At 63.3% G+C, this 24,520-nt stretch carries 21 protein-coding genes; 13 read left to right on the top strand and 8 right to left on the bottom strand.

All coding sequences use genetic code 11. The features are described from left to right. Window positions 1-857: 857 nt before the first annotated feature. From GTA51_RS13235 to GTA51_RS13215, 5 genes are all read left to right on the top strand, one after another. Window positions 858-4,382: an FAD-binding and (Fe-S)-binding domain-containing protein gene (locus GTA51_RS13235; protein ID WP_160961789.1), complete on the top strand. Its 3,525-nt coding sequence runs from the start codon at window positions 858-860 to the stop codon at window positions 4,380-4,382. A gap of 6 nt (window positions 4,383-4,388) precedes the next feature. Further along, the gene (gene ruvX / locus GTA51_RS13230; RefSeq protein ID WP_160961788.1) at window positions 4,389-4,832 is read left to right on the top strand and encodes a Holliday junction resolvase RuvX; all 444 of its coding nucleotides are present in this window, start codon (window positions 4,389-4,391) and stop codon (window positions 4,830-4,832) included. Further along, the gene (mltG, locus tag GTA51_RS13225) at window positions 4,802-5,833 is read left to right on the top strand and encodes an endolytic transglycosylase MltG (protein WP_160961786.1); all 1,032 of its coding nucleotides are present in this window, start codon (window positions 4,802-4,804) and stop codon (window positions 5,831-5,833) included. The genes ruvX and mltG overlap by 31 nt, the downstream gene beginning before the upstream one ends. A 137-nt stretch (window positions 5,834-5,970) precedes the next feature. Beyond that, the gene (locus tag GTA51_RS13220; protein WP_160961784.1) at window positions 5,971-6,846 is read left to right on the top strand and encodes a 4Fe-4S ferredoxin; all 876 of its coding nucleotides are present in this window, start codon (window positions 5,971-5,973) and stop codon (window positions 6,844-6,846) included. A 45-nt stretch (window positions 6,847-6,891) separates the two neighbouring features. Beyond that, window positions 6,892-8,922: a methyltransferase domain-containing protein gene (locus GTA51_RS13215; RefSeq protein ID WP_160961782.1), complete on the top strand. Its 2,031-nt coding sequence runs from the start codon at window positions 6,892-6,894 to the stop codon at window positions 8,920-8,922. 79 nt (window positions 8,923-9,001) lie between these two features. Here the strand turns inward: GTA51_RS13215 and phoU are convergent, their stop codons facing one another. After that, entirely contained in the window at window positions 9,002-9,676 is a 675-nt protein-coding gene (gene phoU / locus GTA51_RS13210) for a phosphate signaling complex protein PhoU (RefSeq protein WP_160961780.1), read from the bottom strand. A gap of 167 nt (window positions 9,677-9,843) precedes the next feature. Next, on the bottom strand, window positions 9,844-11,064 hold the full coding sequence (gene serB / locus GTA51_RS13205; protein ID WP_160961779.1) for a phosphoserine phosphatase SerB: 1,221 nt from the start codon (window positions 11,062-11,064) through the stop codon (window positions 9,844-9,846). Between the two features lie 96 nt (window positions 11,065-11,160). Between serB and GTA51_RS13200 the strand changes: the two genes are divergently transcribed. Further along, window positions 11,161-11,595 (top strand): hypothetical protein, encoded by a 435-nt coding sequence (locus GTA51_RS13200; RefSeq protein ID WP_160961777.1) that lies wholly within the window; start codon window positions 11,161-11,163, stop codon window positions 11,593-11,595. Between the two features lie 235 nt (window positions 11,596-11,830). Further along, on the top strand, window positions 11,831-12,076 hold the full coding sequence (locus GTA51_RS13195) for a hypothetical protein (protein WP_160961775.1): 246 nt from the start codon (window positions 11,831-11,833) through the stop codon (window positions 12,074-12,076). Between the two features lie 176 nt (window positions 12,077-12,252). Here the strand turns inward: GTA51_RS13195 and GTA51_RS20625 are convergent, their stop codons facing one another. Then, window positions 12,253-12,429 carry a hypothetical protein gene (locus tag GTA51_RS20625; protein WP_170300337.1) on the bottom strand — a complete coding sequence of 59 codons (177 nt, stop codon included), beginning with the start codon at window positions 12,427-12,429 and terminating at the stop codon, window positions 12,253-12,255. A 361-nt stretch (window positions 12,430-12,790) separates the two neighbouring features. Between GTA51_RS20625 and GTA51_RS13190 the strand changes: the two genes are divergently transcribed. After that, on the top strand, window positions 12,791-13,924 hold the full coding sequence (locus GTA51_RS13190; protein WP_160961773.1) for a pyridoxal-phosphate-dependent aminotransferase family protein: 1,134 nt from the start codon (window positions 12,791-12,793) through the stop codon (window positions 13,922-13,924). Between the two features lie 292 nt (window positions 13,925-14,216). On the opposite strand, the gene GTA51_RS13185 is transcribed toward GTA51_RS13190, so the two are convergent. Together GTA51_RS13185 and GTA51_RS13180 are read right to left on the bottom strand one after the other, a co-directional pair. Then, window positions 14,217-15,137, bottom strand: a complete 921-nt coding sequence (locus tag GTA51_RS13185; RefSeq protein WP_160961772.1) for a PP-loop family protein — start codon at window positions 15,135-15,137, stop codon at window positions 14,217-14,219. Window positions 15,138-15,309: 172 nt separating this feature from the next. Further along, the gene (locus GTA51_RS13180) at window positions 15,310-15,507 is read right to left on the bottom strand and encodes a hypothetical protein (RefSeq protein ID WP_160961770.1); all 198 of its coding nucleotides are present in this window, start codon (window positions 15,505-15,507) and stop codon (window positions 15,310-15,312) included. 146 nt (window positions 15,508-15,653) lie between these two features. Here GTA51_RS13180 and GTA51_RS13175 point away from each other — a divergent pair, with 146 nt between their 5' ends. The 3 genes from GTA51_RS13175 (at window position 15,654) to trpS (ending at window position 17,902) form a co-directional block, all read left to right on the top strand. Beyond that, the gene (locus GTA51_RS13175; protein WP_160961769.1) at window positions 15,654-16,028 is read left to right on the top strand and encodes a response regulator; all 375 of its coding nucleotides are present in this window, start codon (window positions 15,654-15,656) and stop codon (window positions 16,026-16,028) included. A 161-nt stretch (window positions 16,029-16,189) separates the two neighbouring features. Then, window positions 16,190-16,834 carry a site-2 protease family protein gene (locus GTA51_RS13170; RefSeq protein WP_160961767.1) on the top strand — a complete coding sequence of 215 codons (645 nt, stop codon included), beginning with the start codon at window positions 16,190-16,192 and terminating at the stop codon, window positions 16,832-16,834. A 60-nt stretch (window positions 16,835-16,894) separates the two neighbouring features. Beyond that, on the top strand, window positions 16,895-17,902 hold the full coding sequence (gene trpS / locus GTA51_RS13165) for a tryptophan--tRNA ligase (protein WP_160961765.1): 1,008 nt from the start codon (window positions 16,895-16,897) through the stop codon (window positions 17,900-17,902). Between the two features lie 549 nt (window positions 17,903-18,451). Here trpS and GTA51_RS13160 read toward each other — a convergent pair. Beyond that, complete coding sequence (locus tag GTA51_RS13160) at window positions 18,452-21,004, bottom strand: ComEC/Rec2 family competence protein (protein WP_343039513.1); 2,553 nt, start codon at window positions 21,002-21,004, stop codon at window positions 18,452-18,454. A gap of 183 nt (window positions 21,005-21,187) precedes the next feature. Here GTA51_RS13160 and GTA51_RS13155 point away from each other — a divergent pair, with 183 nt between their 5' ends. Together GTA51_RS13155 and GTA51_RS13150 are read left to right on the top strand one after the other, a co-directional pair. Beyond that, on the top strand, window positions 21,188-21,481 hold the full coding sequence (locus tag GTA51_RS13155) for a hypothetical protein (RefSeq protein WP_160961764.1): 294 nt from the start codon (window positions 21,188-21,190) through the stop codon (window positions 21,479-21,481). 80 nt (window positions 21,482-21,561) lie between these two features. After that, window positions 21,562-23,370 (top strand): methyl-accepting chemotaxis protein, encoded by a 1,809-nt coding sequence (locus GTA51_RS13150; RefSeq protein WP_160961762.1) that lies wholly within the window; start codon window positions 21,562-21,564, stop codon window positions 23,368-23,370. Between the two features lie 118 nt (window positions 23,371-23,488). Here the strand turns inward: GTA51_RS13150 and GTA51_RS13145 are convergent, their stop codons facing one another. Together GTA51_RS13145 and GTA51_RS13140 are read right to left on the bottom strand one after the other, a co-directional pair. Then, window positions 23,489-23,995, bottom strand: coding sequence for a hypothetical protein (locus tag GTA51_RS13145; protein ID WP_160961760.1), 507 nt, complete (start codon window positions 23,993-23,995; stop codon window positions 23,489-23,491). Window positions 23,996-23,997: 2 nt separating this feature from the next. Next, on the bottom strand, window positions 23,998-24,435 hold the full coding sequence (locus GTA51_RS13140; RefSeq protein ID WP_160961758.1) for a hypothetical protein: 438 nt from the start codon (window positions 24,433-24,435) through the stop codon (window positions 23,998-24,000). Window positions 24,436-24,520: the final 85 nt, after the last annotated feature.

The following is a 24,520-nucleotide window of genomic DNA, read 5'->3' as shown; positions in this document are numbered from 1 at the left end:
CGGCTGGTGCAACGAAATCTGTTTCAGCAATGTGAAATTCTCGACCTCATTGACCCGCGACGGCAACGCTTAAAACCAAACAATTCTAGCAGGCTATCTCTTCTAAATTAGCCGGACAGAAATGATTTAAGGTTTATAATTTTCTGTTAGACTCCGATGGGGGCTCGGTTCATTGTTCTCATAGTTACTGAAAGAATGCAATGATGCATGTTGTTTTTTGTGTTTAATATCAATAAAACGGGTTATGTTGCATGAATAGCGCTAGGTATGTATGTTGTGTCAGGAAATGCGGTACTTTGGTGTATATTTTATAATTAACAATAGAACTAGTTTGAGAGCTTAAAGAGTTTGTACTGGTGCGTATATTACGAGATGTTTGTCGTAAAACCAATTTTAAATATGGTCTAGAGTTACGGACTGGCGAGAATAAACATCCGATAGAGACGATCGGCCAAAGGCTGCTGCCGGGGCAACACCCGGCACGACACCTCAATTGGCCGGTCGGGAGCAATGACGGCGTTCATACCTGACAGCCAAGCCTACGCAGCCGGTGCGGTCTGAAGTTGGGACCATTACGCCGGGTGTCTGTGTTCCGTGGCCAAGCAGAAAGGGACCGATCCTGTTGTTTTTGATTTGCCGGCTGCTGTTTGCGCCCTGGCCTCGGGCGGGTTGTTTGGGTCCGGACAAGCGGAGCAGTGGCTCTACGGCACTGGCGCGCAATGGCCGTAGCGTGCAACAAAAAGCATTTTGCGCGTTCCGGGCGGGTTCTGTATGCGAAAGCGGCGGCCCTTGCCTTTCGCGGGCTTCGGCATTATCTGACACCCTCCCTTCTTTAACCCTCGCCGGAAGAGCCTAGCATGTCGGAGCGAACACCCCATATTTCCCTGCCCCTTGAGCGGCTCGTGCCCCGGGTTCTCGATATCACCCCGGAAGAACTCGACACCTGGCCCGAGGATGCCAAAAACCTCGCCGTGGCCGTGGCGGCCGAACTTTTTTTGGTGCGCTCCAACCCGTTTATCAATGCTGCCGACGTCAAGGCGGCCGTGGAAAAGCGTCTGGCCGAGGCCAATCCCAAGGCCTGGGGCACCTATCCCCGCACCATCAAAAAAGCCTATAAGGCCTTTTGGGACGTCTACGAGGCCGACAGCCGTTTTCGCGACAACCTGGTTGAGCGCCTGCGCCAGTTTCTGCCCGAAGGCTCGGTGGTCACCGCCCCCAACTCGCTGATCGAATGCTCCACCGACGCAACCGATCTGCGCATGGAGCTGCCGCTGTGCATGCTCCTGCCCGAAACCGAAGCCCATATCCGCCATATCCTGCGGCTGGCCAACGAACTGGAATTCGCCATCATTCCGCGCGGCGGCGGCTCGGGCCTAACCGGCGGGGCCATCCCGGCCCATCGCCGTTCGGCCATCCTCAGCCTGGCGAAATTTAAAAAGATTCTCGACGTTGACGTCCAGGCCAAGACCCTGTGCGCCCAGACCGGCGTCATAACGCTCACGGCCATCAAGGCTGCGGCGGCCAAGGGCCTGCTGTTCACCGTGGACCCGGCTTCCAAAGCCGCCTCGTCCCTGGGTGGCAACATCGCCGAGAATGCCGGCGGCCCCTTTGCCTTTGAATACGGCACCACGCTGGATAACATCATCAGCTACCGCATGGTCGAGGCCACGGGCGAAATCATCGAAGTGCGCCGGGTGGAGCACCCGCGCCACAAAATCGACCCCGAGGAAACGGCCGTCTTTGAGATTCTTGACGAGGACGGGGCCGTGCGCGACGTGGTGACGCTGCCCGGCAACCAGATTCGCGGCGTCAACCTCGGCAAGGACGTCTCCAACAAGTTCCTTGGTGGCCTGCCTGGCGTGCAAAAGGAAGGCGTGGACGGCATCATCACCGAAGCCTGCTTTGCGCTCTATGCCATCCCCAAGTATTCCCGCACGTTGTGCCTGGAGTTTTTCGGGCGCTCCATGAAAAACGCCATGTGCGTCATCCGGGATGTGGTGGGCCTTCGCAACCGCATCCGCGAGGAAGGCGACGCGGTCAAGATTTCGGCCCTGGAGGAATTCAACTCCAAATACGTCAAGGCCATCAACTACGCCAAAAAGTCCGCGCTCTACGAGGGCGATCCCATTTCCGTGCTGCTCCTGCAGCTCGATTCCGACGACGAGGATGCCATGCTGCGGGCCGCTGCCGACATCGTGGACATCGTCGATCCCTACGACAACGTGGATGTGTTTGAGGCCAAGGACGCCAAGACCGCAGAGCTGTATTGGGAAGACCGCCACAAGCTCTCGGCTATCTCCCGGCGCACCTCGGGCTTTAAGATCAACGAAGACGTGGTCATACCGCTCTCGGTTGTGCCGGAATTCGCCGAATTTCTGGAAGGGCTTAATCTGAAGTGCATTGCCCGGGCCTACCGCACGGCCCTGCAAAACGCCGGGCGGCTGCCGGGCCTGCCGGCCTCGGACGAGTTTGTGGCCATGGAACTGGAATTTTGCGACCGGGTGCTGCGCGACAAGATTTCCGCCCGCGACCTGTCCGACTCGGAAGTCGAGGTCCAGACGCATTATTTCTTCACCGATTTGGCCTCGCGCTATCCGCGCCTCAAAGACCGCCTGACCGCCATCCACGCCGAAATGACCGCCACCCGCATCGAAGTGGCCAGCCACATGCACGCCGGAGACGGCAACTGCCATGTGAATATTCCAGTCAATTCCAATGATCCCGAAATGATGCGTCAGGCCTGGGAAGCCGCCGAAGAGGTTTTCGGCACGGTCACGCGCCTGGGCGGCGCGGTTTCGGGCGAGCACGGCATCGGCATCACCAAGATCGCCTTTCTGGCCCAGGACAAGATCGATGCCCTGCGCGCCTATAAAAAGCGCGTGGACCCCAAAAACATCATCAACCCCGGCAAGCTCACCACCCGCACCCTTGATGTCGAACCCTACACGTTTTCCTTTAACCGGCTCATCCGCGACATCAAAAAGACGGCGCTGCCGGACAAGGATCTCCTGATTTCGATTCTCAGCGGCATCCAGTATTGCAACCGCTGCGGCAAGTGCAAGCAGGTCTGCCCCATGTTCGCCCCCGAGCGCGGCATGCTCTATCATCCGCGCAATAAAAATATCAGCTTCGGTGCCTTGATCGAAGCCATCTACTATTCCCAGATCACCCATGGCGAACCGGATACGGCGCTTTTGGACAAACTGCGCGGCATCACCGACCACTGCACGGCCTGCGGCAAGTGCACGGGGGTGTGTTCGGTTAAAATCGAGTCCGGCCAGGTGGCCCTGGGGCTGCGCAGCTTTTTGGATCAGCAGGATTGCGGCGGCCATCCCATCAAGCACAAGATTCTCAATTATCTGGCCGAAGACCCGGCCAAGCGGGTGCCCCAGGCGGCCAAGCTCATGGCCTATGGCCAGCAGTTTCACAACAAGGTCATGCCGCTGTTGCCGAAATTCTGGCGCAACCGCATCGAAAATCCCGGGCTTCGCGGCCCAAACCCCTCCCTTGGCCTGCGCAATCTGGCTGAGCGGCTTGATCTCGACAAAGGCTCGATCTTTATCCCGCAGGAAGGCCGCGAGGCCCCGGAAACGGTGCTGTATTTCCCGGGCTGCGGGGCATCGGTGTTTTCCAGCGTCATCGGCATGGCGGCGGTCCATCTGCTGCTGCGGGCCGAGGTGGCGGTGCTTATGCCGCACACGCATCTGTGCTGCGGCTATCCGCTCTTGGCCGCCGGCATGGGCGAGGCCTATCGCACCAACCGCGAGCGCAACCGGGCCGCTCTGGCCGCCCTTCTCGACGAGGCCGAAGCCCTGGGCCTGACCCCGGCCTACAGCCTGACCAGCTGCGGCACCTGCCGGGAATCGTTGGAGGAGCACGAATTAAAGACCTTGCGGCCAAACCTGGTCCACATGGACGTGACCCAGTTTTTGATCGGCCGGCTGGATTTCCCCAAGACCGAGGATGCAACGCCCATTCTCTACCACGCCGCCTGCCACAGCGAATGGTCGGATGTGCCCAAGACCAAGGCCGCCGACATGTACCGCACCGCCCTGGCCGAGGTCACCGGCCGGCCGGTGGTCATTTCGCCCAATTGCTGCGGCGAATCCGGCACCGGGGCCATGACCACCCCGGCCATCTACAACCGGCTGCGCGACCGCAAGCGGGAAACATTGGCCGAGAATCTGGCCGATGCCGCCGAAACCATGCCCATCCTGGTGGGCTGTCCGTCGTGCAAGATGGGCATATCGCGCATCCTCTCGGAAATGCGCGACAAGCACACGGTCATGCACACCTTGGAGTATCTGGCCGAGGCCCTGGACGGTCCCAAGTGGAAGAAGCTCCTTTCGAAAAACGCCAAGGCCGCCCGGGTGCGCGGTTAGGCGCGCATGGGCAAAATCCTCGCCATAGACTACGGCCAGGCCCGGGTGGGTCTGGCCGTTTCCGATCCTGACGGCCGCCTCGCCTTTCCCCTGACCACCATCGCCTGGGAGACCCGGGACGCCTTGTTTGCGCGCCTGCTTGCGGTTATCGAGGAGCACGCGCCCGAACGTATCGTGGTGGGCTACCCGGCCCGCGTCGGCGGCGACGAGGGCTTAACCGGCCGGCAGGTCCGCAAATTTGCGGCGCGCCTTAGCCGACGCACCACGTTGCCCCTTTGTTTTGCCGACGAGGCCCACTCCACCGAGGAGGCGGCCGAACGCCTGCGCGAGGCCGGCCATACGGGCAGGGAACTGCTGGCCCGGGTGGACGCCATGGCGGCGGCAGTCATTTTGGAACGCTATCTGCGCGGCGGGGAATTATGCTTCGATCCATCATTGCCGGCTTCCTGATTGTCCTGTGCGTCCTTGGCGGCATCGTCGGCTACCGCGCCTACGAATTTTTGTCCGTGCCGCCCCAGACCCCGGGCGAGGCCAAAATAATCCTCATCGAACCGGGCCAGTCCTTTGACGCCACCGCCGCCATGCTGGTGGCCGAAGGGGTGTTGCGCGACGCCGAGGGCTTTAAACTCCTGGCCAAAGTGACGGAGAAAAGCAGCCGGGTCAAAGCCGGGGAATTCGAAGTTTCAACCGGCTGGACGCCCATGCATCTGCTCGACTACCTGACCACGGCCAAGGGCGTGCAGCACAAACTCTCCGCCCCCGAAGGCCGGACCATGCGCCAGATCGCCAAGGCGGCCGAGGACGCCGGCCTGTGCTCGGCCAAAGCCTTTCTCAAGGCCGCCAGCGACCCGGAATTGCTCAAAAAATACAACATCCCGGCCGACACCGCCGAGGGCTTTCTCTTCCCCAACACCTATCTTTTTACTCGCAAACGCGGCGACGACGGCACCTACGTGGTCGAAGCCATGCTCAAGGAATTCTGGAAACAGGCCGACGCCGTCTGGCCCACGGACAAACCCTCGGGCAAGGCGCTCCTGGCCTTTGTCACCATGGCCTCCATCGTGGAAAAGGAAACCGGCGTTGATGCCGAACGCCCGCGCGTGGCCGGCGTGTTCGCCAATCGGCTGGCCAAGGGTATGCTGCTTCAGACCGATCCCACCATCATCTACGGCCTGGGCGAAAAATACGCCGGCAACATCACGCGCGCCCATCTCGAAGACAACTCCAATCCCTACAATACCTACACCCGCCCGGGTCTGCCCCCAGGCCCCATCGGCTCGCCGGGACTCAAATCCATGCAGGCCGTGGCCAACCCCGAAACACACGAGTTCTACTACTTCGTGGCCACCGGTGCCGGCGAACATATCTTTAGCAAATCACTCGACGACCATAATAACGCCGTCAACAAGTACCAGCGCAGAAAGAATAAAGAGAAGAAAGAGAAAGAATAAGAGAAAGAGGAAGAGGCCTCCGGCGGCCGGGGGGATGATCCCCCCGGCCCCCCCAGCTAGGAGAGGTTTATCAAGGGGGGGGGCGGCGCTGGCTGTCAATGTGGTGCCGGCACCCCGGCACCCGGAAGGAGCGCGTCATGGACACTGCCATTGCCCGCGACATCATGGCCTGGATGGCCGATCCGGCCAACAACGCCCTGGCCCCGGGGCTGGACGAACCCGCCTTTGACACCCCGCTGGTGGGCTGCGCCTCCGGGACCGATCCGCTGTTCGCCTGGCTTCGCGACGACATCGGGTCGGACTTCTACTGGACCCCGACCGAGCCGCTGCAGCTGGCCTTTCCCGAGCGCACCATCCGCCCCGAAGACGTGACGGTCATTGCCTGGGTGCTGCCCCAGACCGCGCGTACCCGGGAGGCCCATCGCCGCTGCCGCGAACTGCCGAGCCTGCCCTGGTCCCAGGTGCGCCATTATGGCGAAATGATAAACGAAAAGCTGCGCCGCTTTGTGGTTGCGCGCCTAAGCAGCCAGGGCATAGCGGCCGTGGCTCCCATCCTGCTGCCCCAGTGGACCCAGGCCACCTCGCCGCGCTACGGCTTTGCCTCGCGCTGGTCCGAGCGCCACGCCGCCCATGCCTGCGGCCTGGGCACGTTCGGCCTGTCTGACGGGCTGATCACCCCGGCCGGCAAGGCCGTGCGGGTGGGGTCGGTGGTGGCCGAAATGGTCCTGCCGCCAACCTCCCGGCCGTATGCGCGCCATGACGCCTGGTGCCTGCGCGCTGCCGGCGTCCCCTGCCGGGCCTGCATCAAACGCTGCCCGGCCGGGGCCATAAGCGCGGCCGGCCACGACAAGCAGCTGTGTTTTAACTACATCCGAAACGTCACCGCCCCGTATGTGGCCCGGGAGCAGATGCCCGGCATTCCGGTGAACAGCTGCGGCCTGTGCCAGACCGGCACGCCCTGCGAACACGGCATTCCCAAGCAGCCCCGCGTCCGGGCGCAGTCCCCCCGGTAACCGTTGCAGCAGTGCCATGCGGCTGCGGCAGCCAAAAGGACCGTCATGCCTCACCAAAATGTCGCCCTGGTCGTTGACGGCTATTCCACCGGCCTATTCTACCCGGCGGCCCTGAAACAAAAGGGGCTGCGGCCCGTGCACGTCGCCTCCGGGGCGCAAAAGCAGTCCCCGGGCCTTATGGAGTACACCAGCCATTTAAGCGAACGGCTGCGCGCTGATTACGAAATCCTGGTCCATGATTGGGAAGACACTGGAGAGTTGACGCACCGTTTGGTTGCCCTGGAGCCGGTGTGCGTCATGGCCGGCTGCGAGATCGGTGTGGAAATGACGGACATCCTGGCCCAGGCGCTGGGTTTGCCGGGAAACGGCACGGCCCAAAGTGCTGCCCGCCGGGACAAGCTGGTCATGCACCAGACCCTGGAGGCCCGGGGCTTGCCCTACTTGTCCTGCCTGGCCACGGAGAACCTGGACGCGGCCATGACCTTCGCCGCCGGCCTGGGCTCCTGGCCGGTGGTGGTCAAGCCGCTGCGCAGCGCAGCCACAGAGGGCGTGCGTCTGTGCAATTCGCCGGACGAACTGCGCGCAGCCTTTGGGGCGTTGGTCGGGAGCTCGACCCTGTTTGGCGAGCGCAATGATCGGGCGCTCATCCAGGAATGCGCCCTGGGACGCGAATTTGCCGTCAACACCGTTTCGCGCGACGGGCGGCACGTCCTGTCGGATATGTGGGAATACCACAAAATCGCTTCACCCGGCGGTGCGCCGCTCTATGACCGAACCATGCTCGTGCGCACCCTTGGCGACGAACACCGGGCCATCATCGACTACGCTTATAAGGCGCTTGACGCCCTGGGTATCCGCTTCGGCCCGGCCCATGTCGAAGTCATGCTGACAGCCCAGGGGCCGGTCCTCATCGAATGCGCCGCCCGGCCCATGGGCGGGGCGTTTCCCCAGGATCTGCTGGTCGAGTCTCTGGGGCATACCCAAATCCAGTGGGCTGTTGACGGGTATGTCGATCCTGTCGCCTTTGCCGCCCATGCGGCCGAGCCGTACCGCCCAACCCGTTCGATGTGCGTGAAATCGCTTATTTCCACCCGGGAGGGAGCCATCCGGTCCATACCGGGCATCGCCCTGGCGGCGCGGCTGCCCTCAGCCCGCCGGGGCAACTTCCTGGAGACGCTCACGACCGGCCATCTGCCGCGTACCGTGGATCTGGTCACCAACAGCGCCCACATTTTCCTGTGCCATGCCGACGCGGCTGTGGTTGCGGCCGACTGGGCCACGTTACGGGAATTGGAGGTTGAGGCCCAAAACGAACTGTTCGAGCTGTGCCCGGCCGATGCCTCCCTGGAGACCGACGACGACTGGTTTTGCCGCGTACCCGACGAACTGTGGCTCAAGCCCGAGGCGCAAGCCCCTGAAGACGCGGACGTCATCTGGCGTGCGCTGGCGCTGGTCCCCGGGGAGCGGGTGCTGGATTGCCCCTGCGGCGACGCCCGGGTCGGCATCCATCTGGCCGCGCGTGGCGCGCGGGTTACGGGTGTGGATTTTAATCCCCGGTTTATCGCCCGGGCCGGCGAGCGCTACGCCGCAGCGGGCCTGGCGGCGACGCTGCGGGTCGGGGACATGCGCCAGCTCGCCGACCGGGGGGCGTTCGACGCCATTGTCAATTGGTTTAACAGCTTTGGTTATTTCGGCATTGAGGACGATTTCGAGGTGCTCCGGCGTTTCGCCGTGGCCCTGCGTCCTGGTGGGCGGCTCCTGCTGGAAGCGCCCAACCGGGTCGGCATCCTGGGCAACCTCACGTGCAAATACGATGCGGACGGCAAGCCGGCCGGCGCGGTCGCCTGGGACGACGTTGCCGAGCGGTTGGTGACGCGTTTTTCGGTTCCCGAGCCAAACGGGTCAAGCGAGAGCGTGGTCAGGTCCGGGGTGCGGATGTATTCCTTGGCCCAGTACAAGCTGCTGCTGCGGCTGGCAGGGCTGGAATTGGTCCATGTCCATGGCGAGGGATTGACGGTGTTTGCCGAAACGTCCCGACGCATGATCCTGGTCGCGGTCAAGCCCAAGGATGCGTAGTGTCGCGTTCACAAAAGCCCCCGGCGCACAGCGAGTGCCGCCGGGGGCTTTCACGTCTGGGATGGCGGTGTCGGCGCAATCAGGCCGAGCCGGGCAGAGGCGAGCACTTGTGCTTGTAGTCCACGGCGCGGCGGATAAAAATGGTCGATTCGGCGATGTTGGCGCACTGGTCGCACACGCGTTTGAGGCTGTGGGCCACAAACGAGTGCTGTACGGCCCGCTCCACCGGCCGGGATTCCCGGATCATTTCAGTGGTGACATCGCGAAAGATCCGCACGTTGAGATCCAGGGCAGCGGCGTTTTGCTCGATGATGCGCAGTGCCGCCGCATCGTCGAGGTCCATGTAGCAGGCGATGGAGGCGGCAACGAGTTCCAGGGCCAGATCGGCCATCTGGCGCAGATTGTCGTGCAGCGGAAACCGCGTCTCGGCTGTCAGGGTCAGAACGCGCTCAGCGATATTGACGGCCTCATCGCCCAGGCGCTCGATGTTGACCAGCATGCGCATGGAGCCGACGATAAAGCGCAGATCTTTGGCCACGGGATGGTGCAGGGCCAGGATTTTGAGGCTTTCGGTATCGACGCGGCATTCATAGTCGTTGATTTCGCGGTCGGCATCAATGACGGCCCGAGCCAGGTCCGGGTCGTGTTCCAACAAACTGGCCACGGCTTTTTTGACGGCGTCCTGGGCCAGATGCATCATGTGCAGCACATCCACCTTGAGCTTGTGGATAGCTTGGTCGAGTGGGGTTTCCAAGGCGTGGCTCCTGATTTGGCGGCGGTGGGGGGGCTGCCCCGTGCGGCGTCGTTGGCGTTAACCCTTGTCACGACCGTTTTTCGGTTACGACCTTATGCCGTAATTGTGACGATTCGCACAAACCCTGTCAACTGGAGCCCGGGGCCCAGCCGTGCGCGACGAACCGGTTACGAAAGCGTGTCGCGGTCGCGCACACCCACCAGATAGAGGATGCTGTCCAGACCCAGGGTGGAGATGGAGTGGCCGGCCCCTTTTTTGACCACCGGCTTGGCGTGGTAGGCGATGCCCAGACCCGCGATACCCAGCATGGGCAGATCATTGGCCCCGTCGCCAACGGCGATGACTTGCTCCAGGGACAAGCCTTCCTTTTCAGCGATCATGCGCAGCAGTTCGGCCTTTTTGGCCGCGTCCACGATCTCGCCCACCACGGCGCCGGTCAGGGTGCCGTCGATGATTTCCAGCTCGTTGGCAAACACATAGTCGATGCCCAGGAGTTCTTTGAGGCGGTTGCCGAAATAGGTGAACCCACCGGAAATAATGGCTATTTTGTAGCCAAAGCGCTTGAGGTTGGTGATCAGGCGCTCGGCGCCGTCGTTTAAGGGGATGCGCGCCGCCACTTCGGCCAAGGTGGCGGCGGGCAGGCCCTTTAACAGGCACAGCCGGCGGCGCAGGCTCTCCTTGAAGTCGATCTCGCCGCGCATGGCCGATTCGGTGATGGCCGAGACTTGCTCGCCAACGCCTGCGGCCTTGGCCAGTTCGTCGATGACCTCGGCGGCAATGAGCGTCGAGTCCATGTCAAAGGCCACCAGCCGTCGGTTGCGGCGAAAGGCGTTGTCTTTTTGGATGGCGATATCCACGCCCATGTCGGCGGAGATGGCCAGGAATTCGCTTTTAAGGGCCGTTAAGTCGGCGGGTGTGCCGCGTACGGAAAATTCCACGCAGGCCATGCGCGGGGCTGTGGCGGCGTCCAAGGACGTGCGCCCGGACAGGCGGGTGATGATGTCGATATTGAGCCCGTTTCGGGCGATGACGCCAGTGACGGCGGCGATGTGTTCGGCGTTTAAGCTGCGGGCGAGCAGGGTGACGATGCGGCGCTGCTTGCCCTGGGCATCAACCCAGTTCTCGTAGTTGTCGGCGTCGACAGGCGTGAAGGTGAGGTTGACGCCGAGCTTGTGGGCGCAAAAGAGCAGATCTTTGAGAAAGGGCGTGGCTTCGGCCGAGGTGGGCACCCGCACGAGGATGCCAAGCGTCAGGCTGTCGTGGATGACGGACTGGCCGATGTCGAGGATATCAGCCTTGAATTTGGCCAGTTCGGCGGTGATGGCGGCGGTGAGGCCGGGCTTGTCGTCGCCGGACACGCGGATGAGGATGATTTCGGGCTGCTGCATGGGGAGGCTATAGCGCCGCCCCGGCCCGGGGGCAAGATGGGGGAGATCGTTGGCGGGTGCTTTTCAATCCGGCCAAGGCGCGGTATCAGGGCAGCCATGAACCGGCATATTTTTCGCATCGCCGTGGCGCTGTGGCTCCTGCAACTGCTCGCGGCCGTGTCCCTTGGGGCGCTGCGCCAGTTTCTTTTCACCCCGATCCTGGGCGATATGGCGGCCCGGGCCGCGGGTTCCCTGGCCCTTTGCGCCGTCATCTGGGCCATCGCCGACCGCTTTGTGCGCCGCCATCCCGGGCCGCTTCCCCAACGGCTGGGCGTGGGGCTTTTGTGGTGCGCGCTTACCCTGGCTTTTGAATTTCTGGCCGGGCACTATCTCTTTGGCGCACCCTGGCGAACACTCCTTGCCGACTGGGACATGGCGGCCGGGCATCTGTGGCCCCTGGTTCCGGCCATGTGCCTGCTGGCCCCGGTTTTGGCCGGGGGCCGCGGTGCCGCCCCCGGCCCGGCTGCTCCCTCCAGGAGTTCCGGCAGCTGACACAAACCGGCACAAACCGGCGCAAACCGACGCCTTCTTCACGTCTTCCGGCACGTTGCGCCACCCCGTTGGCCCAAGCGGCGCGCGGCAAACGATTTCCCTTTCCCCGGCCGGCGATTTCGGCTATGTTTGATGCCGAGACGCTATCAATCGCCGCTTGGCGCAAGCATCCGCATGCCCTTGCCGGCCGGCAATCCCGGCCCCTTTTTGACCAAAACGCTACACTGGAGGACAAGTGGCCAAAAACGCTTATACTTTTGCAAAACGGTCCAAGGAACTGGCGAAGAAGAAGAAAAAAGAAGAAAAACTCGTGCGCAAAAATCAGCGCGGCGATGTCGAAGAAGGCCCGGTCTACGACGAGGCCACGGGACAGATCGTCTACCCTGAGGCCGCCGCCGATCCCGACGCCCCCGAGGCTCCTGCCGCCGACGCCGAAACCGAAGCCCCGGCCCCGTCCCCGGACGCCGCCGAACGGCCGTAATCCACGAATCGCGCCCTCGGAGCGCAGGCCGCTGCGGGCATACGCAGGGCCGAACTACCGGTGCTCCCCCCACATTTGCGTCCCAAAGTCCGCTCGGACGCGGCCATCGCCTTTTTCGCCGCATCCCACAGGCAAACGCCCCCCCGGCAGCAGGCAGGGGGAGCGTCCCTGCCCTGTCACGGCAGCAGAAACGACGGCGTTTTCTGCCGAAACGTGCGGAAATCCTGCCGTCCCTGAATCTGGGTCAGACAGTCGTCGTTGTCCCGGTTATACAGCCGCGCCAGTTCCCCGTTGGCAACCGGGGCACAGGCCGCAGCCAACAGCGCCAACAGCGCCACGGCAAGTCGAAGCATACACATCTCCCTGGCCGATTTTGCCGGCCAGGAACCTCTTTGCAGCATCCATGCCCAACGTACTCTCCAGCGCTGCGAGGGCCGGGGGAGCACCTGCCCGGTCGCCGAACGGCGGTGGTATCCTTCTCGCGCAATCTGCGCCTGTCCCAGTCCGTAGCCGAGAGCATGCTTAATCAGCGCCCAGAACCCCTTTAAAAACTTTCCCATTTGGGGGGTCCGGGGGCCTCAGGCCCCCGGCCGCCGGAGGCTTCTTCTGCCTTCTCTTCTCTTTTTCTCTGCCTTCCACCGCCGCATTCCAGGAATTGCAGCCCCCGCGCTTTTTCCGTAGGGTACGCCGCTTACCGCAACAGGGAGCAGTCACATGGCCAACTCGCCGTTTCCGGAATTGACCCTTTTCATCACCGGCCCGACCTACATCCGCCCCGAAGTGCGCGCTGCCGGGGCCTGGCCGGAATACGGCCACCGCGACGCGGAAAACGCCAAGCGGTTCGAGCCGATTTTTCGCAATCTGGGCCTTATCGCCGGCCTGCCCGCCGATTACCGCACCATCCTGTTTTTAGGCTCGGGTTCAACGGGCATGGAAGCGTCCATCCGCTCGCTCGTGGCCGAGGGCGAAACCGTGCTCCATGCCACGGTCGGCGCGTTTGGCGACCTGTGGCACAAGATGTCGGTGGCCAACGGCAAAAAGACCGTGCATCTGGCCTTCGAGCCGGGAACGACCGTCGATCCGGCCGTGCTGGACGCGGCCCTGGCCGAGCTCAAACCGGCCGTGGTGGCCATCACCCACAACGAAACCTCCACGGGCGTTGCCTGCGACGTGCCGGCCCTGTGCCGCGTCATCAAAGCCCACGGGGCGCTGGCCCTGGTCGATGGGGTGAGCATCTTCGGCGGCGCGCCGTGCCCCATAGCCGAGTCAGGCTGCGATTTTTACGCCACCGCCACCCAGAAGGCCCTGGGGCTGCATGCCGGCTTCGGCATCGGCTTCGTCAGTCCGGCCGCCGTGGAAAAGGCCCGCCATGTGACCGGCCGGGGCCACGCCACAGATATTTTGAGCCACCTGGGCCGGGCCGAGAAATTCCAGACCCAGTCCACGCCAAACGGCGCGCTGGGCAACCAGATGTATCTGCAACTGAACTATATCGTGGAAGAAGAAGGGCTGGCCGCGCGATACGCCCGACACGTTGCCATGCGGGATATGGCCGTTTCTTTCGTCAAGGCGCTGCCGGGCTTTGATCTTTTTGCCGACGAGGGCAGCCGGTCGCCGACGGTCACGGCCGTGGCCGCAGCCCAGGGCATGACGGCGGCCGATCTGCGGGCCGTCAAGGAAGCCCTGCGGGCGCGCGGCTATCTCTTCGATCCCGGCTACGCCAAGCTCAACGAAGATCTCGAAGCCGCTGGCAAGCGCCCGATCTTTCGCATCGGCCATATGGGCGACATCACGCCGACCATGCTCGAAGCCTATCTGAAGGATCTGGGCGAGGCCCTCGCCCGCTAGCGGAGTGGGGAGTAGGGGTTGGGATGGGGGGAGAAGAGCCTCCGGCGGCCAAAGGGCTGAGCCCTTTGGAATCCCACCTGGAAGGCAAGGGGGGTATGGGGGGCGACGCCCGCCGCCGGGGGATCGGTGGATTCCGCCAAGCATCCACTTCGGCTGTCCCGGTCCAGATCCGACCAGTTTACCCGTCTACGCCCATAACCCCTTAAAAAACTTCTCCTATCAAGGGGGTCCGGGGGGGATTATCCCCCCCGGCCGCCGGAGGCATCTTCTCTTTAATCTAATCTAATCTAATCTAATCTGCTTCACCCTTTCGCTTCGCCACCAGCTCCCGCACCCGGCACACGCCGCACACTTCGCCGGAGGACGGAAAGCCGCACTGGGCGCAGGCATAGAGCGTATCCTGCCCCTCGCCTCGGGATGCGCCCTTGAAATGCGGTCGGCCCTGGGCCAGAAAGGCTTCGTAAAAGGCGGTCTTTTGGCCCGGACTGCGGTCTTCGAGATCGGCAAACAGCTTTTTGTGGCCGGTGAAGCTGGCCCCGCCGCTGTAGGGGCAGGCCGCCTTCCAGTGGTTGATGCCCTTTAAAAAGCAGTAGGCCGCTGTTTCGAATTCCGTCAGGCGATAGAGCGGCTTGATCTTGCGCACAAAGCGCCCCTCGCCGGGCAGCGTCGGGCCTTGGCTGCTCAGATAGGCGGCGTCCCAGCGCAGGGTGTTGGCGAAAAGCCGGGCCACCTCGTCATCGAGATTGTGCCCGGTGGCCAGGGCGGTATAGCCGTTTTCGTAGGCGAAGCGGTTGAAATAATGGCGCTTGATCTTGCCGCACACAGCGCAGATCGGCCGGTGGACCGCGTCTTTGACCTCGGGAATGGCCAGCCCGACCTCGGCGGTGCGCAACACATGCAGCCGAAAGCCGTTTTCCTGGCAATAGGCCTCGGTACGCTCACAGACCGGATCGGACGAGTCCGGGATGCCCAGATGCACATGCAGCCCGTCCACGTCGTGGCCAAGGTCAGTCAGCACCCGCATAAGCGCCAGCGAATCCTTGCCGCCGGAGACAGCAACCAGCACCTTCTCGCCGGGCTTGATCATGCCATGCCGCCGGATGGCCGTTTCCGCCTGCCGTTTGAAAAACACCTCGAAACAGTCCGGGCAAAAGCCGGCATGGTGGCTCGGCAGCTTGACCGCTGCCAGTTCGCCGCAGCGCTTGCATTTCATAACATTTGTCCTCGCAAAAAAGAGCCGCAGATCGCAGCGCCAGTTCCTGGGTAACGCTGCACCGGGCCGCGGAGCAGGTCTGGATGTGGCACGCTGCACCAATGCTTTTGGCCGACGCCGTATCGGACCGGCCGCGCGTTTTCGCGCCCCGGCGGCGCAAGGCGGCCGGCGATCAGCCCCGGGACATGACCATACGCACGGTGACATGGTCGCCGGGGCGCAGATGGCGGTCCGGGGTGAGCAGTTCGCCCTCCCGGATGATCAGGGCATCGTTGACACGAAGGTTAAGATTGGCCAGCAATTGGAGGACGGTCTTGAGTTTGGGGTAGGTGAGCGGCGGTTTTTTGCCGTCGATGGTCACTGTTATCATAGGCAGGCTGTGTATCCCGGTCGGGTTTGGGAATCAAGCCAGGGAGAGGCTGAAAACGGTTGACCGGGGAAAGGGATTTGCGCATAAGATGCAATTGTCTGGCAGGCACCTGTAATGATTTGTGCCGTATTCCAAGGAGTTTATCCATGAGCGGGAAGATTTTGGTCGTCGATGACGAAAAGCATATCCGAATGTTGTACCAGGAAGAACTGGAAGGCGAAGGCTATCAGGTAGTTGTCTCCGACGGCGAGGAAGATATCCTGCCGCTGCTGGAGAAGGTCGCCCCTGATGTTGTGGTGCTCGACATCAAGCTCGGCGGCAATCGCTCGGGACTCGATCTGCTGCAGGAAATCCGCGGCAAGGATCAGGCCATTCCGGTAATCCTCAGCACCGCCTACGACAGCTTCCAGCACGATCTCAAGTCCATCGCCGCCGACTACTACGTGGTCAAGTCCGTGGATTTGGGCGAGCTCAAGTCCAAGGTGGCCCAGGCCATGGCCAAGGCCGCGACAGGATCGTAGATGCCCTTGGCCGCGCCGGGAGTACTCTCCTCCTGACGCGGCCACGGCCGAGTCCTGCGACGAGAACCCGCCGACTTCCCGGATGATGCTCCGGTCCGGGGATAGCCCTGTCCGGGGATAGGCCTTGCCCCGGCTTGGCGTTCGTGCTAGCCGCCTAGGCCATGTTTCCAGATATCGCACGCGCCATTCAGGAGATTGCACTGCTCCTCGTTCCAGTGCTCATGGGCGTCACCTTTCACGAGGTGGCCCACGGCTACGTCGCCAACTGGCTGGGCGATCCCACGGCCAGACTGGCCGGCCGGCTGACCTTTAATCCCCTTAAACACCTCGACCCCATCGGTGCCCTGGCCTTTTTGCTCACCCGCATGATCGGTTGGGCCAAGCCCGTGCCGGTCAATCCGCGCTACTTCCGCGACCCGGCCCGGGGCATGATGCTCGTGGCCCTGGCCGGACCGGCCATGAACGTCGCCCTGGCCATCGGCTTCGCCCTGCTCATCCGGCTCATCGAATACGCCGCCATGGGCGTTGTGCCCGACTCCGCCGCCTACCGGATACTCGCGCCCCTGGCCTACATCTGCGCCGCCGGCGTCCAGGTCAATCTGGCCCTGGCCGTCTTTAATCTGCTCCCCATCCCGCCTCTGGACGGCAGCAACGTGCTGGCCGCCTTCCTGCCGCCGCCCCTGGCCGACAGGTACATGTCCTTTGGCCGCTGGGGTTTTATTGCGCTGCTGCTCCTGGCCGTAACCGGCATCCTGGGCCGGCTTATCATGCCGCTGGTCAGCTTTTTCACCCACGTGTTGCTCTAGGTCGCGGCCCCGGCCGCCATCCCATCCCCCCTGACGACAGACAGTATGGAATCTTCGGTCATGAGCGAAAATACTCCCAAAGAAAACAAACGCATCGTCTCCGGCATGCGCCCCACCGGCGCGCTCCATCTCGGCCACTACTTCGGTGTGCTCAAAAACTGGATCAATCTGCAAGACAGCCACGAATGCTACTTCTTCGTGGCCGACTGGCACGCCTTGACCACCGAATACGCCGATCCCAAACGCATCAAAGGTTTCGTGCCGGATCTGGTCAAGGACTGGGTCGCGGCCGGCCTTGATCCGCACAAATGCGTGCTGTTCCAGCAGTCCCAGATCAAGGAACACGCCGAACTGCATCTGCTCCTGTCCATGGTCACCCCGGTGCCCTGGCTGGAGCGCTGCCCCACCTACAAGGATCAGCTTCAGGAATTGGCCGCCAAGGAACTCAATACCTACGGCTTCCTCGGCTATCCCGTACTCATGGCTTCGGATATCCTCATCTATAAGCCCGCCTTCGTGCCCGTGGGCCTCGATCAACTGCCGCACCTGGAACTGACCCGGGAAATCGCCCGCCGGGCCAACCACCTCTACGGCAATTTCTTCCCCGAACCCCAGGCCATGCTCACCCCGGATTCGAAACTGCCCGGTCTCGACGGCCGCAAAATGAGCAAAAGCTACGGCAACGCCATCGGCCTGTCCGAAGAACCGGGTGCCATGAAGAAAAAAGTCATGAGCATGCTGACTTGCGAAAAACGCGCCCGCTTAACCGATCCGGGCGATCCCAAAGAATGCAACCTGTTCCCCTACCACGAATTGCTCACCGATCCGGCGAAATTGCCCGAGATCATCGACGGCTGCACCCACGCCACCTGGGGCTGCGGCGACTGCAAAAAGCTGCTCGTCGAATCCATGAACGCCTTCCTCGAACCCATCCGCGACCGCCGCAAAGCCTTCGATAAAGATCCCAACCTCGTCTGGGATATTTTGAAATCCGGCGACACCAAAGCCCGCGAGCGCGCGAGCCGCAACCTGGAAGGGTTGAAGAAAAAGCTGAATTTTATATTTTAGTGGGTGGAAGAAAAGAGAAGACAGAAACGAAGATGCCTCCGGCGGCCGGGGGGATGATCCCCCCGGACCCCCCGATTGGGGGGCGGGAGATGGGTAAGCGGGTTGGAGGTGCGGCGTTGGCGGCAGCGTCGGCGTGGGGGAATGGGGGTCGGAATTTGGCCGCTGTTCCCGACGCGGAAGCCGCGCCAGGAACAGCGGCCAAATTCCGACCCCCAACTCGCCAGCGGCCCTGGGGCTTTTGCGCAATCAAAGCCTTGCGCAAAAGCCCCAGGGCCGCATTTTGTTGGAGTCTGAGCGACAAGATTTGGAGCCTAATCGAAAAGACATTGGGGCTTTGGCAGAACTAGCTCGTTTTTTTGCCTTTACGGGCGAACCGGGTGGCTGCAATTGGGGCCGCCGTGCTCCCCGCGCTTCGCGGGGAGTGTCGGCGGCCCGAATTGCAGCCACCCACGCGGCGCAGCCGCCAAGCGCTCCCGCGCTCCCGCGCCAACAGTCTTCCCACACTCCCGCGTCCGCCTCAGCCCCTTATTCCGTCCACCCCATGCGCCCCTAACCGGGGGTCCGGGGGGCCGTCGCCCCCCGGCGGAGAGGTCCAGGAGAGGCAGAGCCTCTCTTGGCGGGGTCTGGGGCAGCGCCCCAGTTCTTCGCCGCATTATTCGCTTCGCTGCGTCTCCACGCCGACCATCGTCCCTGCATCGTCAAAGCGGACCGTGACGGCGCCGTTGTGGTTGGTGGCGTAGGTTGGGCAGGCCAGCCGGGCCAGGGAATCCAACACTTTGCCGGACGGGTAGTGTCCCGAGTCGCCGGCGCTGGCGATGGCGACCTGGGGGGCGACGGCGGCGTAGAAGCGTTGGCCAGGCTGGAGGATGAGCCGTGGTGTGGCAGGACGAGCACGTCGGCGCGCAGATCGTGGCCTTTTTGGGCGAGTTTGCGCAGCACGGCGGTTTGGGCGTCGCCGGGAAAAAGGGCCAGCCCGTGGCCGTTTTGGGTCAGGCGCAGGATGAGCGAGCCGTTGTTGGTCGAAAGGTCGTCGTCGGGGCCGGGGTGGAGCACTTCGAGGGCAAGGCCTTGGCCGAGGTCCAGGTTGTCGCCGGCGGCCAGGGCTTTACGGGGAATGTTGCGCCGGGCCAGGGCGGCCTCGATGGGGGCGGCGAGGGAGGCTTCGGGTCTGCCGCCGTTATCGTAAAAGGCCCCGATTTCGAAGCGGGAGAGCAGGGAGACGAAGCCTTTGATGTGGTCACTGTGGGGGTGGCTGGCCAGGGCCATTTCGATGCGCGGCCGGCGGCCGTCGGTGAGGAAGGCTCCGACCACGGCCCGGCCCACGTCGAAATTGCCAAAGAGTCCTCCGGCGTCGATGAGCAGGCGCTTGCCGCCGGGGATGGTGACCACGACGGACTGGCCCTGGCCCACGTCCAGGACGGTGAGGCTGACGTTTTGCCGGCTGTCCTGGACGGCTTGCCACGTGGCCGGGATCAGGAGCAGGGCCAGACTGGCCAGGATGGCGGCGCGGGGTTTGGCCCGGCCGGCCGCAGGAAACGCCAGGGCGGCCAGCAGCCCGTAGCACCCCAAAAGGGCCGGCCATTGCGGGCGAAGAACGGCCTGGGAAACAAGCAGGCCCTGGGCGTCGAAAAAGGCCAGGGCGCGCATGAGCCAGGCGCAGCACTCGGCGGCCAGGGTGAGAAGCAGCCCGCCGGCCTGAGCGAGGCCGGGAATGGCCACGATAGCTGCGCCGCAAAGGACCAGCGGCATGACCACGCCGCCAAGGACCGGCAGCCACAGCAGATTGATCCAGGGATTAAACGCCAACTCGCCAAAGATCCGGGCCAAAAGCGGCAGCACGGCGACTTCGGCGCTCACGCTGGTCCACAGGATGCCAAGGGTCCACAGGAGTGCGGTGCGGGGCAGGCCCGAGCCGGGGATGCGGCCCGCGAGCCTGCGAAACAGCTGCCAGAACAGGGCCATGCCGGCCACGGCCAGGGCCGAGAGTTGCAGGCTGGCGCTGTAGACAGCCAGGGGCGAGACGACAAGGAAGGCGGCCAGGGCCAGGAACAGGCCGTCGAACAGGGCCTTGTCGCGGCCAAGGAGCAGCATGAGGCCAAAGGCGGCGAACATGAGGGCCGCTCGCAGCAGCGACGGCGAGGCCCCGCCGATCCAGCAGTAGGCAACGACCAGGGGCGCGGCGGCAAGGACGATGAGCCGGGGGCGGGGCAGGCGCAGGTAGAGGCCCGGCCTGATTTTGCCGGCCACAAGGATGAGTGCGGTGGCCAGGGTGACGACGTAGGCCACGTTCATGCCGGACAGGGCCAGGGTATGGGCCAGGGAGGCCCGGCGCACCAGATCGAGGTCGTCTTCGGTGAAGCCGGATTTGTCGTCAAACAGCAGCGCCGGCACCATGGCCCGACCGGCCCTGGCGGCGGCGTCCATGGCTGGCCCGTCCGGCGGCGTGGCCAGGGCCTGGGCCACGTGCTGGCGTAGCGCTTGTCGCCACAAGGCCGGCCCATTGTCGCTTTGGGACAGCCGTTTGACCTGATCGCGGTCGCCTCGGGCATAGGTGCGGAAAAAGACGCCGTCCAGGCGGCGCAAAAAAGCAAAATCGGTGGTCCCGGGGTTGGAAAAGCCGGCGGTTGTGCGCACCCGGCCGGTGATGGCCAGGACGTCGCCGGGAGTTGGCTCAAAGCCCGGGTGGTCGATGGTGGCGGCCAGCCGGCCGGGCAAGGCGGCCTGGGTTGCGTCGCGCTCCGTCAGGCGCACGTCTTTGAGGATAACTGCCAGCCGGTTTTCGGGCCTGGGATCGACCTCGGTCACGACGCCGACGGCTGTGACCGGTTCGGCTTTGGTGACACAGGCCGGCGAAGCCTGGGGCAGGGCGGGCATGGCCCAGTATCCCGCGCCAAGGCCCAGGCCGAAGGCAAGGAGAAAAGTGGTCAGGCGCGGGCTGCCGGGCAGGGGACGCGGGAAACAGAGCAGCAAGGCCAAGGCGAAAAGCGCCGGCACAAACGCGGTCCCAGCCAGTATGCCGGCGGCATAGGCCAAAAAACACGGCTGCCAGGGCAACAACGGCGGCACGCTGCGGGGCACGGTCTGGTCGGGCGCTGGGTGCACAGAACTGTCCGTTTTTTGACACAAAGCCACGGCCGGAGTGTAGGAAGCTTGTGGGGTTGGCGCAAGGCCCATCGCCTGCCGCCAGGGCGATGCGGCCGGCGCGATGGCTTGAATTTACGGGGGAAGTGTGGGAAGACGACCAGGACGGCCGCCGCATTGGTCTGGCCGCAAAGGAAGGTATCCATGCTGAGCCTGACATATGCAATCGCACTCTTTCTCGCCTATTTTCTGGTCGTCGCCTTGTTTTTTCGACTGTATTGCCGCAACCGGATCTATCTGCTTTTGCTTTCCGAGCCAGCCTATATGGACCACTACATCGACCGGCTGCCCCATATTCGCGAACGTCCTGACGAACGAATCGGTATGGTGGAGTTCATGCTTGCCAAGCGCCGCGCCTTTGTCAGCCGGGCACTCCAGTTTGTCGGCGTGGCGACGGCCGTCTATCTCATTGCCCTGGCCGGCGGCGCAACCCTGTAATCCCCTCCCTGCCACCCTCCGGCCGTGTTGCTGCGGGGACAGGCCAAGGGCGCTTTTTCCCAAGACAAGGAGTTTGTGTCTTGAAAAATCTCCCTATTGCCTCCCGTCTCCTGTTGCTTTTTTTCGTTTCCGCCCTGTCCGCTGCCGTCATTTTCGGCGTGGGCACCTATTCCTCCTACACCCTGGCCGATGCCGGCGCAGGCGAAGCCCAAAAGGCTTTGCTGGCTGGCGAGCGGGCCAAAATAAAAGTGGCCACCGATGTCCTGGCGGCCGCCCTGGCCACGGCCCTGGCCCAGGTGCCTGATGAGCCGGCCCGGGTGGCGTTTTTGCGCGAGGCCATCAAAGGAGCCATTTTTGAAACCGACCGTTCAGGCTATTTCTTTATCTATTCCGGCACCACCAGCGTAGCCCACGCCGTCAATCCGGCCCTGCACGGCAAGGATCTCGACGGCCTCAAAGGGCCTGACGGCGTCCATTCGGTGCGCGAACTGGCCAAAGCGGCCGCCTCGGGCGGCGGCTTCGTCAATTTCACCTGGGCCAAGCCCGGCAAGGGCGACATGCCCAAGATCGGCTACGCCGTTGCCATCCCCGGGACAGCCTATTGGATCGGCACCGGGGTGTACGTCGACAATGTTGACGAGACCGCTGCGAGCATTGCCGGGCGGATGCGCGCCACGGCCAACCGCGCCACGCTGATCGATTCGGTCGTCTTCGCCGTCATGTTTCTGCTCGTCCTTTTGCCCATGAGCCTTGTCACCTCGCGGGGCATCGTGCGCCCCATCCGTGAAACCACCGACGCGGCCCGGCGCATTGCCGCCGGCGACCTCGACGTCCATCTCGACGCCACCGGCCGTGACGAGGCCAGCCAGTTGCAGCAGGCCCTGGAAGCCATGGCCGTGTCCCTGGCGGCCAATCTCGCCGCGCTGACCGAAAAGGAAAACGAGGCCAATCGCCAGGCCCGGCGTTCCGAAGAGGCCGCCGAAGCGGCCCGGCAGGCCATGTTGCAAGCCGAATCCGCCAATGCCGCCATGCTGGCCACGGTGCAGGGGCTCACCGGCGTGGTCGGGCATCTTGGCACGGCCACCCGCGATCTCACCGCCATCGGCCAGGACATCCGACACGGGGCGACCAGCCAGCAGCAGCGTCTGGAAAGCACGGGCCAAGCCATGGCCCACATGCGCGACGCCGTGGGCGAAGTGGCTCAAAATGCCGCCGAAGCCTCGAAATCAACCGGGCTGACCCGGGAAACCGCCACCGAAGGCGCAACCATCGTCAAGCGCACCATGGCGGCCACCGACGACCTCAAAGCCATGGCCGATGCGCTTAAAAGCAACATGGGACGTTTGGGAACCCAGTCCGAGGGCATTGGCGCGGTCATCCAGGTCATTTCCGATATCGCCGACCAGACCAACCTGCTGGCGCTCAATGCCGCCATCGAAGCGGCCCGGGCCGGCGACGCCGGACGCGGGTTTGCCGTGGTGGCCGACGAGGTGCGCAAGCTGGCGGAAAAGACCATGGCCGCAACCGGCGAGGTGGGACAAAGCATCCAGGCCATCCAGGCCATGACCCGGGACAACCTCGACAGCGTGGACAAGACCCTGTCTGCCGTGGACGCCGTGGCCGGATTGGCTGAAACCTCCGGCGACAAACTGCGCCAGATCCTTGGCGTGGCCGAACAGGCCGCTGCCCAGGTCGGGGCTATTGCCGCTGCGGCCGATCAGCAGGCCGTCTCGGCCCAGGCCATTATGGACAGCGTGGAGCAGGTCAGCACCATTGCCCGGGACAACGCTGATCGAGCCTCCGATGCCTCGCGGCATTTCGAGAATCTCTCCGACCAGACCGGGGCGTTGACCGGATTGATCCGCCAGCTCGGCAGTCTGGACGGGTAAGGGCAGGGGGGCTGCAACCTGGGGGGGGAGCGCGGCCAGCGGCCAAAGCGCTGCCCCCTCGGCGTGCGGCCGGGGTGCCGCCCGCCGGGCCGTGGCTGTCCCGGTGGGCGGGCGGTCGCTATTCCAGCTTGTTCTGGATAAAGGCGATGGTCTTTTCCGGTAGAGCTTTGGGGCCGCCGTCACGACCGAGTTCCGAGAGGTCTTCGGTGATGGTGAGCATGAGGCTGGTAAAGCGCGTCTGCTTTTGCAGGCGTTCCCGGGCGTCGGGATTGTGCCAGGCTTCCCTGAGCAGTTCGGCGGCCTGGTGGTGGATCATAAGCGCTATGGGCTTTGGCATGGAGCCGTAGTATTCGAGCATGCTGGCCTTCATTTCGTCAATACTGGCCAGAAATTCGCTGAAATGCTCTGTCTGCCGTTCTTCTTCCAGACGGGCCCGCTTGCATTCCTGGGCAAACCGGATCTCCATAAGTTCCAGACGCTGTTTGAGTTCCGCCTCGGCCAGCACCTTTTCTTCCTTGAGCCGGCCCAGGTCGGACTGGTGCGCCTTTTGCCAGTCGGCAGATTCGCTTTTGACGGTATTGATCAGTCTGGATACGAATTTTCCAATATTTTCAGGCAGGGACATGCTTACCTCGTGTGCTCGAAAAAGGCTTCCACAGCCGGGGAAACCTGCTTTTCGGCGTTAGCGGCAAAAAGGGCGTGTAGCGTGTAAAGGCGCTCGAAGTCTACGGTGGTGACGGCCCGTTCGATAAAGGACGAGGCGCGTTGGTGCTGGTAGGGGGTGAGGTTGCGTTCGTGTTCTTTGAGCTGGCAGCGCACCAGCTTGGCCAGTTCCCGGATATTGCGGCGCTGCACGGCCAAGAGCATCCGTTTGCGTTTGCCAAGGCCCTTGTCCGCGATGGCGTGGCGGATGCGTTGATGCTGTTGCTGGCGACGCTCAAGCCGGGAGTGGCGGCGGTACAGGAAATAGGCCAGTCCCAGGGCGCACAGCACAGCCGGGGCGTAGAGGACGAGCACGGAGAAGGAGACATAGATAAGCGAGATTTCAGAAAAGCTGTGCGGCATATAAGGCTTGCTGCGTGGCGCGGTTGGCCGTGGGCCTGCTGTCGTTTTCACAAAAAACAAGGCTGCTTTTCTGTGAATAAAAATA

This window comes from Solidesulfovibrio aerotolerans (assembly GCF_009856865.1).
Taxonomy (GTDB): domain Bacteria; phylum Desulfobacterota; class Desulfovibrionia; order Desulfovibrionales; family Desulfovibrionaceae; genus Solidesulfovibrio; species Solidesulfovibrio aerotolerans.
Note: the sequence above shows the minus strand (reverse complement) of the source record. Positions and strands in the feature narration are given on the sequence as shown.

Coding starts and splice junctions, on each gene's coding strand:
- GTA51_RS13235 (WP_160961789.1), top strand. CDS start 858: ATGTCGGAGCGAACACCCCATATTTCCCTGCCCCTTGAGCGGCTCGTG.
- ruvX (WP_160961788.1), top strand. CDS start 4,389: ATGGGCAAAATCCTCGCCATAGACTACGGCCAGGCCCGGGTGGGTCTG.
- mltG (WP_160961786.1), top strand. CDS start 4,802: ATGCTTCGATCCATCATTGCCGGCTTCCTGATTGTCCTGTGCGTCCTT.
- GTA51_RS13220 (WP_160961784.1), top strand. CDS start 5,971: ATGGACACTGCCATTGCCCGCGACATCATGGCCTGGATGGCCGATCCG.
- GTA51_RS13215 (WP_160961782.1), top strand. CDS start 6,892: ATGCCTCACCAAAATGTCGCCCTGGTCGTTGACGGCTATTCCACCGGC.
- serB (WP_160961779.1), bottom strand. CDS start 11,064: ATGCAGCAGCCCGAAATCATCCTCATCCGCGTGTCCGGCGACGACAAG.
- GTA51_RS13200 (WP_160961777.1), top strand. CDS start 11,161: ATGAACCGGCATATTTTTCGCATCGCCGTGGCGCTGTGGCTCCTGCAA.
- GTA51_RS20625 (WP_170300337.1), bottom strand. CDS start 12,429: ATGCTTCGACTTGCCGTGGCGCTGTTGGCGCTGTTGGCTGCGGCCTGT.
- GTA51_RS13190 (WP_160961773.1), top strand. CDS start 12,791: ATGGCCAACTCGCCGTTTCCGGAATTGACCCTTTTCATCACCGGCCCG.
- GTA51_RS13185 (WP_160961772.1), bottom strand. CDS start 15,137: ATGAAATGCAAGCGCTGCGGCGAACTGGCAGCGGTCAAGCTGCCGAGC.
- GTA51_RS13180 (WP_160961770.1), bottom strand. CDS start 15,507: ATGATAACAGTGACCATCGACGGCAAAAAACCGCCGCTCACCTACCCC.
- GTA51_RS13175 (WP_160961769.1), top strand. CDS start 15,654: ATGAGCGGGAAGATTTTGGTCGTCGATGACGAAAAGCATATCCGAATG.
- GTA51_RS13170 (WP_160961767.1), top strand. CDS start 16,190: ATGTTTCCAGATATCGCACGCGCCATTCAGGAGATTGCACTGCTCCTC.
- trpS (WP_160961765.1), top strand. CDS start 16,895: ATGAGCGAAAATACTCCCAAAGAAAACAAACGCATCGTCTCCGGCATG.
- GTA51_RS13155 (WP_160961764.1), top strand. CDS start 21,188: ATGCTGAGCCTGACATATGCAATCGCACTCTTTCTCGCCTATTTTCTG.
- GTA51_RS13145 (WP_160961760.1), bottom strand. CDS start 23,995: ATGTCCCTGCCTGAAAATATTGGAAAATTCGTATCCAGACTGATCAAT.
- GTA51_RS13140 (WP_160961758.1), bottom strand. CDS start 24,435: ATGCCGCACAGCTTTTCTGAAATCTCGCTTATCTATGTCTCCTTCTCC.